General features: G+C 61.0%; 10 protein-coding genes. 7 read left to right on the forward strand and 3 right to left on the reverse strand.

The window, feature by feature from the left end; genetic code table 11:
• The first annotated feature begins 162 nt into the window (after positions 1–162).
• The 4 genes from ACEK02_RS24535 (at position 163) to ACEK02_RS24550 (ending at position 6,142) form a co-directional block, all read left to right on the forward strand.
• Positions 163–870: a TetR/AcrR family transcriptional regulator gene (locus tag ACEK02_RS24535; RefSeq protein ID WP_371424104.1), complete on the forward strand. Its 708-nt coding sequence runs from the start codon at positions 163–165 to the stop codon at positions 868–870.
• Position 871: 1 nt separating this feature from the next.
• The gene (locus tag ACEK02_RS24540; RefSeq protein ID WP_371424105.1) at positions 872–2,068 is read left to right on the forward strand and encodes an efflux RND transporter periplasmic adaptor subunit; all 1,197 of its coding nucleotides are present in this window, start codon (positions 872–874) and stop codon (positions 2,066–2,068) included.
• 116 nt (positions 2,069–2,184) lie between these two features.
• A complete protein-coding gene (locus ACEK02_RS24545; protein ID WP_371424106.1) occupies positions 2,185–5,274 on the forward strand; it encodes a MexW/MexI family multidrug efflux RND transporter permease subunit in 3,090 nt (1,029 codons plus the stop codon).
• A 124-nt stretch (positions 5,275–5,398) separates the two neighbouring features.
• Positions 5,399–6,142 (forward strand): hypothetical protein, encoded by a 744-nt coding sequence (locus ACEK02_RS24550; protein ID WP_371424107.1) that lies wholly within the window; start codon positions 5,399–5,401, stop codon positions 6,140–6,142.
• Between the two features lie 4 nt (positions 6,143–6,146).
• Here the strand turns inward: ACEK02_RS24550 and ACEK02_RS24555 are convergent, their stop codons facing one another.
• Together ACEK02_RS24555 and ACEK02_RS24560 are read right to left on the reverse strand one after the other, a co-directional pair.
• On the reverse strand, positions 6,147–7,607 hold the full coding sequence (locus tag ACEK02_RS24555; RefSeq protein WP_371424108.1) for a UdgX family uracil-DNA binding protein: 1,461 nt from the start codon (positions 7,605–7,607) through the stop codon (positions 6,147–6,149).
• 21 nt (positions 7,608–7,628) lie between these two features.
• Positions 7,629–8,870 (reverse strand): putative DNA modification/repair radical SAM protein, encoded by a 1,242-nt coding sequence (locus ACEK02_RS24560; protein ID WP_371424109.1) that lies wholly within the window; start codon positions 8,868–8,870, stop codon positions 7,629–7,631.
• A gap of 162 nt (positions 8,871–9,032) precedes the next feature.
• Between ACEK02_RS24560 and ACEK02_RS24565 the strand changes: the two genes are divergently transcribed.
• Genes ACEK02_RS24565 through ACEK02_RS24575 form a run of 3 tightly spaced genes read left to right on the forward strand, consistent with a single transcriptional unit; the run spans position 9,033 to position 14,645 of the window.
• Positions 9,033–9,824, forward strand: a complete 792-nt coding sequence (locus ACEK02_RS24565) for an ImuA family protein (RefSeq protein ID WP_371424131.1) — start codon at positions 9,033–9,035, stop codon at positions 9,822–9,824.
• Positions 9,718–11,304, forward strand: a complete 1,587-nt coding sequence (locus ACEK02_RS24570; protein WP_371424110.1) for a DNA polymerase Y family protein — start codon at positions 9,718–9,720, stop codon at positions 11,302–11,304. Before ACEK02_RS24565 ends, ACEK02_RS24570 begins: the two co-directional genes overlap by 107 nt.
• Positions 11,301–14,645, forward strand: a complete 3,345-nt coding sequence (locus tag ACEK02_RS24575) for an error-prone DNA polymerase (RefSeq protein WP_371424111.1) — start codon at positions 11,301–11,303, stop codon at positions 14,643–14,645. The genes ACEK02_RS24570 and ACEK02_RS24575 overlap by 4 nt, the downstream gene beginning before the upstream one ends.
• Before the next feature lie 32 nt (positions 14,646–14,677).
• Here the strand turns inward: ACEK02_RS24575 and ACEK02_RS24580 are convergent, their stop codons facing one another.
• Entirely contained in the window at positions 14,678–14,965 is a 288-nt protein-coding gene (locus tag ACEK02_RS24580) for a hypothetical protein (RefSeq protein WP_371424112.1), read from the reverse strand.
• Positions 14,966–15,016: the final 51 nt, after the last annotated feature.

Genomic DNA, 15,016 nt, shown 5'->3' on the forward strand with positions numbered 1-15,016 from the left:
GGCGCGCTGCCACCCCTCATCTTGAGGGGGCGGTATAGCTCGGGCGCTTTGGCGTCGCGAGAATGCAACACTGTGGCGGCCAGATACCACCTGCAGTCATTCTCAGGATGCAACGCACCATTTTCTTGACACGAATAGAGGTGAGTGCTTACTCACGACGCTATGAGCACACTAAGAATGACCCATGATCTCAGGCGTGAGCTGATCCTCAGCGCGGCGAAGCGATGCTTTGCGCGCAATGGATTTGCCGGCACCACGACCAAGAGCGTGGCAGCTGCAGCCTCCATTTCGGAAGGCCTGCTGTTCAAACACTTCCCGACGAAGTCCGCACTCTATGCCGAGATCCTGGCCGAGGAATGCGAAGCCGATCCCGGACTGAACAAGCTGCTGGGTCTGCCGGCTTCGACCGAGACACTGGTGATTCTGATCCGCAGCATGGTCGGGCACTTCCTCGACATTCCGCGCGATCCCGATCCCGATCATGAAGAGGCGCAGCGTCTGCGGCTGATGGTGATCAGCCAGTTACAGGATGGCGAATTCGCCCGGCTGTTGTTCGACAAGATCGGTGCACTGATCGGACCGAACTTTACAACGTCGCTGGACCACGCTGTCGGGGCAGGCGATGCGGTGCGGATCGGAAGGGAGCCGATGGGGCTTTTCTGGTTTGCGCATCACACGGCGATGATGGCGGCGATCTCGAGACTTCCCTCGGTTCCCTGTTTGCCTTATGCCAGCACCGCCGACAACGAGCGGCAACTTTGCGAGTTTATTCTCCGCGGAATCGGACTGAAAGACACGGCGATCGCAAGATATATCGATCGCGAGCTTCCGGCGGACCTGATGCCAGCGACTACGACAGAAAGCGCATGACATGACACTCACGACCGAGTCCAACAGCACTACGGCGCCGCGCGCGACCGTCGAGAAGCCCCGTCCGCGTCCGCGGATGGTGCGTTGGTTCATCATTGTCGGCATCCTGCTGGCGGTTTTGGTGGGCGGCCTCGTGGGCTTCAACGCGTTCCGCGCCCACATGATCAAGCAGTTCTTCGCCACCATGAAGCCGCCGCCGACTGCGGTGAGCATCGCCGAAGCGAAGTCCGAAGTGGTGCCGAACCTGATCAGCGCAGTCGGCGATCTCGCCGCCGTGCACCAGGTGAATGTCACCTCCGACGTCAATGGTCGCATCACCGACATCATGTTCACGGCAGGCGCGACGGTGAAGACCGGCCAGCCGCTGTTGCAGCTGTTCGACGGTCCCGAGCAGGGCGACCTCGCCAGCTTCAAGGCGCAGGCCACGGTGGCATTGCTCAATCTCGACCGTGCCAAGCAACTCGCATCGCGCCAGTTCGGTCCGCAGGCGACGGTCGATACCGCGCAGGCAGCTTACGATCAGGCGCAGGCGGGCATCGCCAGGACCGAAGCCGTGATCTCGCAGAAGCTGGTGCGCGCCCCGTTCGACGGCGTGCTCGGCGTGCGTCGTGTGGAAGTCGGCCAGTATCTGACCGCCGGTACGCAGATTGTGACGCTGACGGATCTGTCCGCCGTCTACAACAACTTCACGGTCACGGAAAAAGATTCCGGCAAGCTGCAGGTCGGTCAGGCTGTGCGCATTTCGGTGGACGCCTATCCGGGCCGCAAGTTCGAAGGCAAGATCACCACGATCGAGCCGCAGATCAGCTCGGATACGCGTAATATTCGTGTCCAGGCGACGCTGCAGAATCCTGAAGGCATCCTGAAGCCGGGCATGTTCGCGACCACGACTGTCGTGCTGCCGGACAAGCCGGCTGTCATCACCGTCCCGGAAACCGCCGTCGATTACACGCTCTATGGTGACTCGGTTTACCTCATCACCGAGAAGAAGACCGACGATGGCAAGACCGAGCTGTCCGCGGTGCGAACCTTCGTGCGCACCGGCGCTCGCCTCGATGGCCGCGCGGTGATCACGCAGGGCCTGAAGGCTGGTGATCGTGTGGTCGCAGTGGGCCAGCTCAAGCTGCAGTCGGGTGCGCTGGTGTCAATCTCGACCGATCCGCTGCCGCAGATTCCGGCGAAGCCGCCGTTGAACTAAGACCCGATGGACGGGCCGCGACATGCGGTCCGTCCCGTTTCATCTGAATGAATTTTCTCGCATCGTCGCGCGGCCTGTGATGGCCTGCAGACGGTGCCGATGACGGAGCGACCGCAATGGTCTTCACGGATATCTTCATCAAGCGCCCGGTGCTGGCGCTGGTCGTCAGCCTGCTGATCCTGCTGATCGGTTTCAAGGCTGCAACCAGCCTGCCGATCCGCCAGTATCCGAAACTGTCGAACACCGTGATCACCGTCACCACGGCATATCCTGGTGCGTCGCCGGATCTGATGCAGGGTTTTATCACCACGCCGATCGAGCAGGCCGTCGCGGCTGCTGAAGGCATCGACTACATGACGTCGGCATCGACGCAGGGCCAGAGCCTGATCTCGGTCTATATCAAGCTGAACGTCGATCCCAACGCCGCGCTCACCGAAGTGCTGTCGAAGGTCAATTCGGTCAAATATCTGATCCCGAAGGAAGCCAACGACCCCGTCATCCTGAAATCGACCGGTTCGACCACGGCCGTGATGTATCTCGGCTTCTCCAGCGAGGAACTGTCCGGCTCGGCGATCTCCGACTATCTGACGCGCGCGGTGCAGCCGATCCTGTCGACTGTGGATGGCGTGGCGTCGGCCGAAATCCTTGGCGGCCAGACCTTCGCGATGCGCCTGTGGCTCGATCCGCTGCGCATGCAGGGGCGCGGTGTATCTCCGGACGATGTCGCCGCGGCGATCCGCGCCAACAACTTCCAGGCGGCGGCCGGTCAGACCAAGGGCTACTACATCGTCTCCAACGTGACGGCGGATACCGACCTACAGAACGTCGAGCAATTCAAGCGCATGACGGTGAAAGCCAAGGACGGCGGCTTTGTCCGTATGGAGGATATCGCCACCGTCGAGCTTGCGGCCCAGAGTACGGACGCGAGCGTGGCGTTCAGTGGTGAGCGCGCGATCTTCATCGGCGTGCAGTCGACGCCGCTCGGCAATCCGCTCAACATCGTCAAGGGCGTGCGCGCACTGTTCCCCGAGCTCGAACGCAACCTGCCGCCATCGCTGAAGATGAAGGTCGCCTACGACTCCACCAAGTTTATCACGTCGTCCATCGACGAAGTGGAACACACGCTGATCGAAGCCGTCGGCATCGTGATCGTGGTGATCTTCCTGTTCCTGGCCTCGTTCCGCTCGGTCATCATCCCGGTGGTGACGATTCCGCTGTCGCTGGTGGGCGTCTGCAGCCTCATGCTCATCATGGGCTTCAGCATCAACCTGCTGACCCTGCTGGCCATGGTGTTGGCCATCGGCCTCGTTGTCGACGACGCCATCGTGGTGGTGGAGAACATCCATCGCCATCTGGAGGAGGGCAAATCGCCGGTGCAGGCGTCGCTGGAGGGCGCACGCGAGATCGTCGGTCCCGTCATCTCCATGACGATCACGCTGGCGGCGGTCTATGCGCCGATCGGCTTCATCGGCGGTCTGACCGGTGCGCTGTTCCGCGAATTCGCATTCACGCTGGCGGGCTCGGTGATCGTGTCCGGCGTCATCGCGCTGACCCTGTCACCGATGATGTGCTCGGTGCTGTTGAAGCAGGAAGAGCCGGGCTGGTTTGCCAAGAAGGTGGACAAGGTGTTCGGCGCCACCACGCGCTGGTATGGTCGGCAGCTCGACCGCTCGCTGGATTATCGCCCCATCACGGCCATGTTCGCCGTCGTGATCCTCGGTCTCGTCGGCTTCATGTACATGAATACGTCGAAGGAGCTGGCGCCCGAGGAGGATCAGGGCATCCTGTTCGCGGTGACCAAGGCGCCGAAATACGCCAATATCGACTACGCGGATTTCTACGGTGATCGCATGGACGAGGTGTTCAAGAAATTCCCGGAAACCGATCTGCGTTTCATCATCAACGGCACTAATGGTCCGAGCAACGGCATCGCCGGCATGCTGCTCAAGCCATGGGACGAACGCACGCGTTCCTCCACGCAGCTGAAGCCGCTGGTGCAGGCCGAACTCAGCAAGATCGAGGGCGTCAATGCCTTCGCATTCAACCTTCCGGCGCTGCCGGGCGGTCCCGGTGGTCTGCCGATCCAGATGGTGATCAGCTCAACCAACGGCTTCCAGTCGGTCTATGAGGAGATGGTCAAGCTGAAGGACACCGCGCGCAAGAGCGGTCTGTTCATCGTCAGCGACAGCGACCTCGATTTCAACCAGCCGGTGGTGCGCGTCTCCGTCGATCGCTCGAAGGCGAACGATCTCGGCATTACCATGGCGAGCATCGGCAGCACGTTGGCGACGCTGCTCGGCGGCAATTACACCAACCGCTTCAATCTGGAAGGGCGCTCCTATCAGGTGATCCCGCAGGTGCCGCGCGCCATGCGCATCTCGCAGGATTCGCTGGCGGACTATTATGTGCCGACGAATACGGGCCAGCAGGTGCCGCTATCGACGCTGGTCAAGGTCGAGACCGGCACCAATCCGAATGCCCTGTCGCACTACAATCAGCTGAATTCGGCGACCTTCCAGGCCGTGCCGATGCCGGGCGTGACGGTTGGTCAGGCGGTCGACTTCCTCGAAGGCGCGGCCAAGCAGTTGCCGTCGGGCTTCAACCACGACTATCTCGCCGACAGTCGGCAATATGTGCAGGAAGGCAATCAGCTCGCGGTCGCCTTTGGTTTCGCGCTGATCATCATCTTCCTGGTGCTGGCAGCGCAATTCGAAAGTCTGCGCGATCCGCTGGTGATCATGATCACGGTGCCGATGGCGATCCTGGGCGCGCTGATCCCGCTGTTCTTCGGTCTGGCGACGATCAACATCTACACCCAGGTGGGTCTGCTGACGCTGGTGGGCCTGATTTCGAAGCACGGCATCCTGATGGTGGAGTTCGCCAACGAGCTGCAGCTCAAGGAAGGTCTCGATCGTCGCTCGGCTATCGAGATGGCCGCTCGCGTGCGTCTGCGTCCGATCCTGATGACCACGGCTGCGATGGTCACCGGTCTGCTGCCGCTGCTCACCGCGGCGGGTGCAGGTGCGGCGAGCCGCTTCTCGATCGGCCTCGTGGTCGTCTCCGGCATGATGATCGGTACGCTGTTCACGCTGTTCGTGCTGCCCGCGGTCTATGTGGCCATCGCCACCGATCACCGCGCCAGCAAGGAGACCGATCGCGCCAAGCAGATTGCCGACTTCGATCTGGAGCACACGCGTACGGCCTGATCGCACGACGTGGCCTTGCGAAGCCGAGCTTGCAGGGCCACATGGTTTGAGGTTGGATGGCGGATCGCTTGATGCGGTCCGCCATTATCTTTTGGCGGTCCGCGTGACCCCACAGGACCCACCCATGACGCGCGATTTTCCGGCCGGCAATTATCGCTACATTCCCGCAGTGTTTCAGTATTCGAGCGGCGTTGCTGCCAATGCGGATTTCGAGATCGAGCGCGTTCGCTTCGACCGATGGTTGCCTCTAGCCGATGGCTTCGCGCGTATTGCCGACTACATTCTCGCTGCCGATCGTCCGCTGACGTCGTTTTGCGCCTGCGAGCTGCGCTCGCCTGCGGTTGTCGATGAAGCAGGCTTCCGGAAATTCAACGAGCACTATGTCAAGACGCTCGCAGAGTGGGGCATCTTCGACGGTACCAACAATCCCGTGGCGCGCAGCAATGTCTGTCTCGAGATCGATCCGCCGAGTGAGCCGTCGTTCTATGCTTTCTCCTTCACGCGGCCGGCACTCGGCGCGAAGCCAAGCTTCGTCATTGCCGGCGGCGCTGAAGCGCGTGGCGGACCTGGAACATATCCGGAGCGCATCACGCGCTATCGCGAAACCTCACCCGACGCATTTCGTGAGAAGGCGCGCATGACCATGAGCAATATGGAAGAGCGCCTCGGCGCGTTCGGCTTCTCATGGAAGGACACAACCGCGACGCAGATCTACACGGTGCAGGATTTCCATCCTGTGGTGGCCGACGAACTGGTCAGGCGTGGTGCCTCGCGGCAGGGTATGACCTGGCACTTTGCGCGGCCGCCGGTTGTCGATCTCGAATTCGAGATGGATACAAGGCGCGTGATGCGGGAATTCGTAATCTGAAAGATCAGGTTGCGTGCGCTGCCGCGCTCAGATGCTTGGCGACGATGCGCAGGTCATCGACGAAATGCGCATATTCGCGGGCTCTGGCATCCTCGTCCGGTAGTCGTAGCAGATAGGATGGATGCACGGTCACGAGAACCTGTGTGCCGTCGTCAGCCTCGATAATCCGGCCGCGCGTCTTGCCGATCGGCGTGATCTTGCCGAGCACACTTTGCGCGGCTGTCGCGCCCATCGCGACGACGAGCTCGGGTTTCACGGACGCTTTTTCGCGCTCATACCAGGGACGGCACGCCTTGATTTCCGGCGTTGCCGGCTTCTGGTGCAGACGGAATTTTCCACGCGGAACGAATTTGAAATGCTTCACGGCATTCGTGACATAGACTCTATCTCTGACAATGCCGGCTTCCTTCAGGGCCTTGTCAAGCATCTGTCCGGCAGGTCCGACAAACGGCTTGCCGGCGAGGTCTTCTTTGTCGCCGGGCTGTTCGCCGACCATCATTACAGAAGCATGCTGCGGACCTTCGCCGAACACGGTCTGTGTCGCGTCTTTCCACAAATGACAGGCACGGCAATCGGCCGCTTTCTCGCGTAGCGCGGCAAGACTTTCCGTCCCGGTATCGACCGTTTTGGGCGCATGCGACTTGGCCATGGTCTCCTCCCGACGTTGCGGTTTCTTGGGCGCGCCGGCTTCTGCCGCGATCATGTCTCGTGTGATGCGTTCAGCTTCTGCGATCAGCGGCTTGATCAGTGCGGCTTCGGGCAGGTTGCGCCAGTATTTCTTCGGCATCTCGTTCTGCATTGCCTTGGTCTTCAACCGCGCCGGATTGAAAATGTTGGCGTAATAGGTCAGCCACACCTCTTCGAGCCGATCTTTCGTTGGCGCATCCGACTTGTTGACGCCGGGCGTGATGGAAATCGCATGGCCGTCCCAATGCGCGCAGAGATCCGGCGTCAGGATCGACCACGCCATGTCGGCGAAGCGCCGCGCGAAGAAGGGCGCCGCGAGTTCGACGATGTGATGTTCTGGCTCGAACCAGGCGACGAAATGCGAATTCGGCTCACGGCCGATTTCGCGAAACCGCACGAAAGCATGCATCTTGTGCTCGTCGCGTCGGACAGCCTTGGCCATGGCCTGAAGTTTGGTGATGTCGGAGTCGATGGCGACGTGGATCAGATCGGGATTGTCGCGCAGCCGCCGCAGCAAACGATAGAGCAGGGCAAAGCGTTCGGGATCACGATGCAGGATGGCGGTCTGGGCGAGTTCGACGAATTTGGCCGGAACGTTGAACGTGCCTTTTGCAGCGTCTGATAGCGACGTTGCCGGTGAGGCGGAGAACAATTCGGGCTCGGCGCCTGCAACCGTCCATGTCACGTCAGTGGGAGCAATGTCGTTGAGCGCCAGTTTGCGTGCCGCCTTGCGCCAGCCTTCAAAGTCGGTGTCGCTCTCCAGCACAATGGTGTGCATCAGGTCTCCTGAAATGAAATTCTAGAATCCAAATCCCAATTGGGTTGCCTTCGGTTTGAACCGCTCCGCCAGCTTCGCGCCATCCAGCAAATTCACGGCCGGGCGGTGATCCGGAAGAACGATGAAAGGCAGTGCCTTGTTCCGCGGAATATGCAGCCGGGCGAGGTCGCCGACGCGGACCGACGAGATGCGGCGCGTTTCGATGATCCGTTGCACGGCCTTGGCGCCGAAACCGGGCACGCGCAAAAGGTCTTCACGGCTGGCGCGGTTGACGTCGAGCGGGAAGCGGTCGCGGTGTCGGAGCGCCCAGGCGAGCTTCGGATCCATGTCCAGCGACAGCATGCCGTCATTGTCATCGACGATTTCGTCGGCGTCGAAGCCGTAAAAGCGCATCAGCCAGTCGGCCTGATACAGCCGATGCTCGCGGATCAGCGGCGGCGCGCGTAGCGGCAGCGAACGGCTGGCATCGGGGATCGGGCTGAAAGCGGAGTAATAGACGCGCTTGAGATTGTAGGATCCGTAGAGATTGGCCGAGGTTCGGATGATGGTTGAATCATTGGCGCTGTCGGCGCCGACGATCATCTGCGTGCTCTGGCCGGCCGGTGCAAAACGCGGCCCGACTTTGCCGCGTGGCGTCGGCTTGCGTTCTTCGCGGGCTTCATCGAGCTTCAACCGCAATCGACCCATGGTGCGACGAATGGCGCGGACGTCTTTCTCCGGCGCCAGCTTTGCCAGGCTGTCTTCCTCGGGCACCTCGATATTGATGGAGAGGCGGTCGGCATATTTGCCGGCCTCGGTAATTAGTACATCGTCGGCTTCCGGAATGGTCTTGAGATGGATATAGCCGCGGAAGTGATGTTCCTCGCGCAGTTTCCGCGCGACGGCGACAACCTGTTCCATCGTGTAATCGGGGCTGCGAATGATGCCCGACGAGAGAAACAGTCCCTCGATGTAATTGCGCTTGTAGAAATCCAGCGTCAGTTGCACCACTTCGTCCACGGTGAAGCGGGCGCGCGTCACATTGCTGGAGGCCCGGTTGACGCAATAAAGGCAATCGTAATTGCAGGCATTGGTGAGCAGGATCTTCAGCAGCGAGATGCAGCGGCCGTCCGGCGCATAGGAATGACAGATCCCCATTCCTGCATCGGTCGAGCCGATGCCTTTACCGTCGCGGGAGTCCCGTTTCTCGGTACCGCTGGACGCACAGGACGCGTCGTACTTCGCGGCATCCGCCAGGATCTCCAGCTTGCGCTTCACGTCCATGTTCAAAAATCCCTTTGATTTCAAATGCTAAAAAAGTGGCTGATGATCCCGATTGACTCGGCTTGCCATGTTGGCTTTATATTAGAACATATCATGAACAAATGGCCCGGCCATGGGTTCACTAAAAACCCGCCACGGCAAAACAATTTCGAGGAGCGGCGCATGACCGGCGCACGCATGACCACGCTCGCGCGTCTGCGCGGCAGCATCGAGCGCATCGAGACCCACAGCGATACCTACGCGCCGGATCGGGTATCGCTCGGTCATGCCGAGGCGGACGCGGCGCTACAAGGCGGGCTCGCACGTGGCACGATGCATGAGGTGTTCGCCGAAGGCCGTCACAGCGCGGCGGCCACGGGCTTTGTCGCCGGCCTTGCGCATCGTGTTTCGGCAAAGCGGCCGCTGCTGTGGATCCGGCAGGATTTCTCCGAACGCGAATGTGGCGCGTTGGCCATGAGCGGCTGGCGTGAGCTCGGCCTCGATCCGCGTTTACTGGTCACCGTGCGCGCGCCGGATGTCGAGACGGCATTACGGACCACGGCTGATGCGCTGGCCTGCGATGCGCTGGGCAGCGTCGTGCTGGAGACCTGGGGCGACAGCAGGCAGTTCGACATGGTCGCCAGCCGTAAACTCACGCTGGCAGCGCGGGGCTCGGGCGTCACCTGTCTCTTGCTGCGGACCGCAGGTGTTCCGGCGCCGAGTACGGCGGAAACCCGCTGGCTCATCCGCTCCGCGCATTCGCCGCCGGTCAGGTCCTGGGAAGCATGGGGCGCGCCAATGCTCGACGTGCAACTGGTTCGCAACCGCCATGGCCCGAACGGCCAATGGATCATGGAATGGAAGTGTGATGAGTGCGTGTTCCGTGACATCTCGGCGTATCCTCAGCCTGTGGCTGCCACGCCTGCCGACCGATCGCATCAAGCGGCAGCGTATCCGCAACGGAGAACAGGATAGTCCGCAGCCCTGCATCGTCGTCGCCAAGCAAAACAATGCGTTGCAGATTTCCACGCTGAATGATGCCGCGGCGAAGCTCGGCCTCGAGCCCGGCCTGCCGCTTGCCAATGCTCGCGCGGTCTGTCCGGACATCCAGGTGTTTGACGCCGACCCCGTCGCCGATACCCAGACGCTGACCGACATCGCCGACTGGTGCGATCGTTTCACGCCCCTGATCGCGCTGGATCTGCCGCATGGTCTGGTTCTCGACATCACCGGCTGCGCCCATCTGTTCGGCGACGAGGCGGCGCTGATGAAACAGCTCTGTGTGACGCTGTCGCGGCAGGGGTTTATCGTCAGCGCAGCGATTGCGGGGACATCCACATGCGCACGCACGCTCAGTCGCTATGCGCATGGCCGGATCGTCGCTGCGGGCGAGGAGGCCAAAGCGGTGACGCCGCTGCCGCTGTTCACGCTCGGCGCCGATGAGGCGATCATCCGCGGATTGCGCCGCGCCGGCTTGAAGACCATCGGCGATGTCGCCTCGCGCTCGCGCCCCGAAATCACTGCACGTTTCGGCGCGGAATTCACGACGCTGCTGGAACAGGCGCTGGGGCACAGCGATGCGCCGATTTCGCCGCGCAAGCCGTTGCCGGATTACATCGTCGAGCAACGTTTTGCCGAACCGATTGCGACCGATGTCGTGATTACGCTGACACTGGCCAAGCTGGCACGCACGCTGATCGATGCGATGGACAGGCAGGGCAAGGGCGCGCGGCGGCTGGAAGCGGCGTTCTTCCGCACCGATGGCGCAGTGCGGGCCATCACGGTGGAAACCGGGCAGGTCGTCTCCAAAGGCGAAGTGATCGACCGGCTGTTCCGCGAACGACTGGACGCGATTGCCGATCCGCTCGATCCCGGTTTCGGTTTCGATATGATCCGCCTGTCGGCCAGCCGTACCGAGATTGTCGTGCAGCAGCAGCGCGACCTTGATGCCAATGTGCACGCCAATGATGAACTGGCTGACCTGATCGACCGTATCGCCGCGCGGATCGGGCCACGTCGCGTGCAGGTCTATCTGCCAGTCGAGAGCCACGTTCCCGAACGCGAGATGCTGGCGGTGCCGGCACAGCATCATCTGGCCGCCGCCATGCAGGCCGTTTGGCCGGTGCGCGAAGACGAACCGCCGCTGCGGCCGTTACGATTGTTCGAGCAGCCCGAACTGATTGACGTCCCGCTTGCGGAGTTTCCAGACAAGCCGCCTAAGAAATTCACTTGGCGACGGGTGTCTCACAACGTCGTTCATGTGGAAGGCCCGGAGCGTGTGTCGATGGAGTGGTGGCGTGCGCAGGAGGCGAAGCCGACGCGCGATTACTTTCGTGTCGAGGATGAGGCAGGTCAACGCTTCTGGCTTTTCCGCGACGGATTGTATGGCGAGATCAGGGATGCGGAAAATCACATCGTTTCGCCGAAATGGTTCGTGCACGGGCTGTTCGCATGAGCAGGCTCGACGCAGACTATGCCGAAATCGGCGTCACGACCAATTTCTCGTTCCTGCGCGGCGCGTCGCATCCGCAGAACTATGTGCACCAGGCCAGTGCCGAGCGGCTTTATGCCATTGGCATTGCCGATCACAACACCATGGCCGGTGTGGTGCGTGCCTTTGCCGAGTTGGACCACAAGGATCTTGTCTACAAACCGAAGCTTCTGATCGGCACGCGGCTGGTCTTCAATGACGGCACGCCGGACATCCTTGCCTATCCGTGCGACCGCAACGCCTATGGTCGGCTGTGCCAGTTACTCAGCATGGGCAAGCTGCGTGGCAACAAGGGTGAATGCCTGCTGCAGCTCGGCGATCTCGCGGAGTTTAGCGAAGGGGTGTTGCTTGTTCTAATGCCGACCTATCGGATCGACAGTGATCTTGTCCTGCGCACGCTCGATGCACTATCGGGCCTGCCAGCGGAAGGCATTTGGCTTGGCGCCAGTCCGTTTCATCGCGGGGATGACAAGCGTCGTCTGGCAAAGCTGCAGCGCATCGCATCCATTGCGCGCGTGCCGCTGATCGCCACCAATGACGTGCTCTATCACACGCCAAATCGCCGCATCCTGCAGGATGTGGTCAGTTGCATCCGTGAGAAGACGACGATCGAGCAGGCCGGCCGCGTGCTGGAAATGAATGCCGAGCGGCATCTGAAGCCGGCTGCTGAAATGGCGCGGCTGTTTCGCGATTATCCGGATGCGATCCGCGAGACCATCCGTTTTGCCGATCGCATTACATTCTCGCTCAACCAGCTCCAGTATCAATACCCCGACGAGCCTGTGCCGCCCGGCAAGAGCGCGCAGCAACATCTTGAGGATCTGACATGGGAGGGCATGAATCGGCATTTCCCCGGCATCCATGATCCGAAACTCGAAGCCACCTTACACAAGGAGCTCGCGCTCATCGCCGAGCTCGGTTACGCGCATTACTTCCTGACCGTCCACGACATCGTCCGCTATGCGCGCAGTCAGAACATCCTGTGTCAGGGGCGGGGCTCGGCAGCTAATTCCGCGGTCTGCTACATGCTGGACATCACCTCGGTCAATCCCGCCGAGGTCGACCTTTTGTTCGAGCGCTTCATCTCCAAGGAGCGGCTTGAGCCGCCGGACATCGACGTCGATTTTGAACACGTCCGGCGCGAGGAGGTGATGCAATATGTTTATCGGCGCTACGGCCGGCATCGCGCGGCAATCATCGCCACTGTTATCCATTACCGGCCGCGCTCGGCAATCCGCGATGTCGGCAAGGCGCTGGGGCTGACAGAAGATGTCACAGCGGCGCTGGCCGATACGGTCTGGGGGAGCTGGGGCAAGGGCCTCAACGAGATGCAGGTCAAGCAAGCCGGTCTCGATCCGTCCAATCCGATGATCGTGCGCGCTGTCGAGCTGGCCACCGAGCTGATCGAATTTCCGCGCCATCTGTCGCAGCATGTCGGCGGCTATGTGCTGACGCAGGACCGGCTCGACACCTATGTGCCGATCGGGAATGCGGCGATGGACGACCGCACCTTCATCGAATGGGACAAGGACGACGTCGACACCATGAAAATGATGAAGGTCGACGTGCTCGCTTTGGGCATGCTCACCTGCATCCGGAAATGTCTTGACCTGATTGCCCATCACAAAGGGCAGCGCTACGGCCTCAAAGATATCAAGGCAGAGGACGACGACGCCCCTGACGTCTTCAAAATGCTTCAGGAAGGTAAATCTCTCGGCGTGTTCCAGGTCGAAAGCCGCGCGCAAATGAATATGTTGCCACGGCTGAAGCCGAAGACGTTCTACGATCTCGTCATCGAGGTCGCGATCGTGCGTCCGGGACCGATCCAGGGCAACATGGTGCACCCCTATCTGAAGCGTCGGGCGATGGACCCTGACGAGATCGAATATCCGTATCCGAAAGGCGGCAACAGGAACGAACTCAAAGACGTTTTGCATAAAACTCTTGGTGTCCCGCTGTTCCAGGAACAGGCAATGCGGATCGCCATCAAGGCGGCGCATTTCACTCCGGAGGAGGCTAACGGTCTGCGCCGCGCCATGGCGACGTTTCGCAATGTCGGCACCATGCATACGTTCGAGGAGAAGATGGTCGGTAAGATGATCGATCGTGGTTACGACAAGGCTTTCGCCACCAGTTGCTTCGATCAGATCAAGGGCTTTGGCAGCTACGGTTTTCCCGAGAGCCATGCGGCGAGTTTTGCGCAATTGGTCTATGTCTCGTCATGGCTGAAACATTATCATCCGGATGTATTCTGCTGCGGGCTCTTGAATTCGCAGCCGATGGGATTTTACGCACCTTCGCAGATCGTGCGCGATGCGCGCGACAACGACGTCGATGTGCGGGAGATCGATGTATCCTTCAGTCATTCGCAGAATACGCTGGAAGAACCCAGCGGAGACTATTGCGCGGTTCGCCTTGGCTTTCGCCAGATCGATGGATTCAAATGGGCGGATCCGGATGAGGAGCGCGAACGTGTAAAAGCTGGCAAGCCGCCGGGAGAAGACTGGGGCGCGCGCATCGTTGCGGCGCGTGAGCGGCGGCCCTTCACCTCCCTGGAAGACTTCGCCCGCGACACCGCTTTGCCGAAGCGCGCACTGATTATGCTGGCGGATGCTGACGCGTTCCGCTCCATCGGACTGGATCGTCGCGCGGCGTTGTGGGCAGTGCGGCGGCTGCCCGATGACGTGGCACTGCCGCTGTTCGAAGTCGCGACCGCACGCGAGCAGCCGGACGAGAATGCGAAGCCTCTGCCTGAGATGCCTTTGCCCGAACAGGTGGTCGCCGATTATCAGACTATCCGGCTGTCGCTGAAGGGACATCCCATGGAGTTCTTGCGCGCGAATTTCACGCGGGAAAAAGTGGTAACCTGCGCGAGCATTGTGGATGCCAATGACAAACGGCGGGTGCGCTGTGCCGGTGTCGTGCTGGTGCGGCAGCGGCCGGGCAGCGCCAATGGCGTTGTCTTCATGACGCTGGAAGACGAGACCGGTATCGCCAATATCGTGGTATGGCCGAAGGTGATGGAGCAGTTTCGCAGGGAAGTCATGGGATCCAGACTCATCCTGGTCGAGGGGCGCATCCAGAGTAGTCCAGAAAAGGTCGTCCATCTGGTTGCAGAACGGCTGGTCGATCGCTCGGACGATTTGAAACATCTCGCCAACGATGCGCTTGGCGGGCCCCGACAAATGCTGTCAGGCCCCGAACCGGTCAATGACGATCACCGCGAGCATCCCGACAGTCCCGCGCAACGCATGCGCCATCCGCGCAATGTCCGGATCCTGCCGCGCTCGCGGGATTTCCATTAAGCGCCGTTCAGAAACCATTCAGCCGCTACTACCTATTCAGGTGATGCGCCGACTGGCGGTCCGCCGGGCGGCCGGTGCAGGAAAGTAATAGTGGCATAGGCGCCGATCCATGAGCCGACGGCGGCGAAACCTACATATATCCAGTTTTCGGTATAGCTGATGACGGCATAGGACGAGAGTAGATACCAGACGCTGCTCCAGGTGGCCGCAGGTACGCGTCGGCGGGCCACCACCGCAGAGGTGAACATCACATAGACCGCGTCGGTGGCAGCCGTAGCCAGCACCACGGCGCCGGCTGTCAATGGATCGATGATCGCCATGGTCTCTCCTCCACGCTTGTGCAAGATGGCGCGATGACGGATGTGGTCACC

The organism is Tardiphaga sp., from assembly GCF_041424195.1.
Lineage (GTDB): Bacteria > Pseudomonadota > Alphaproteobacteria > Rhizobiales > Xanthobacteraceae > Tardiphaga.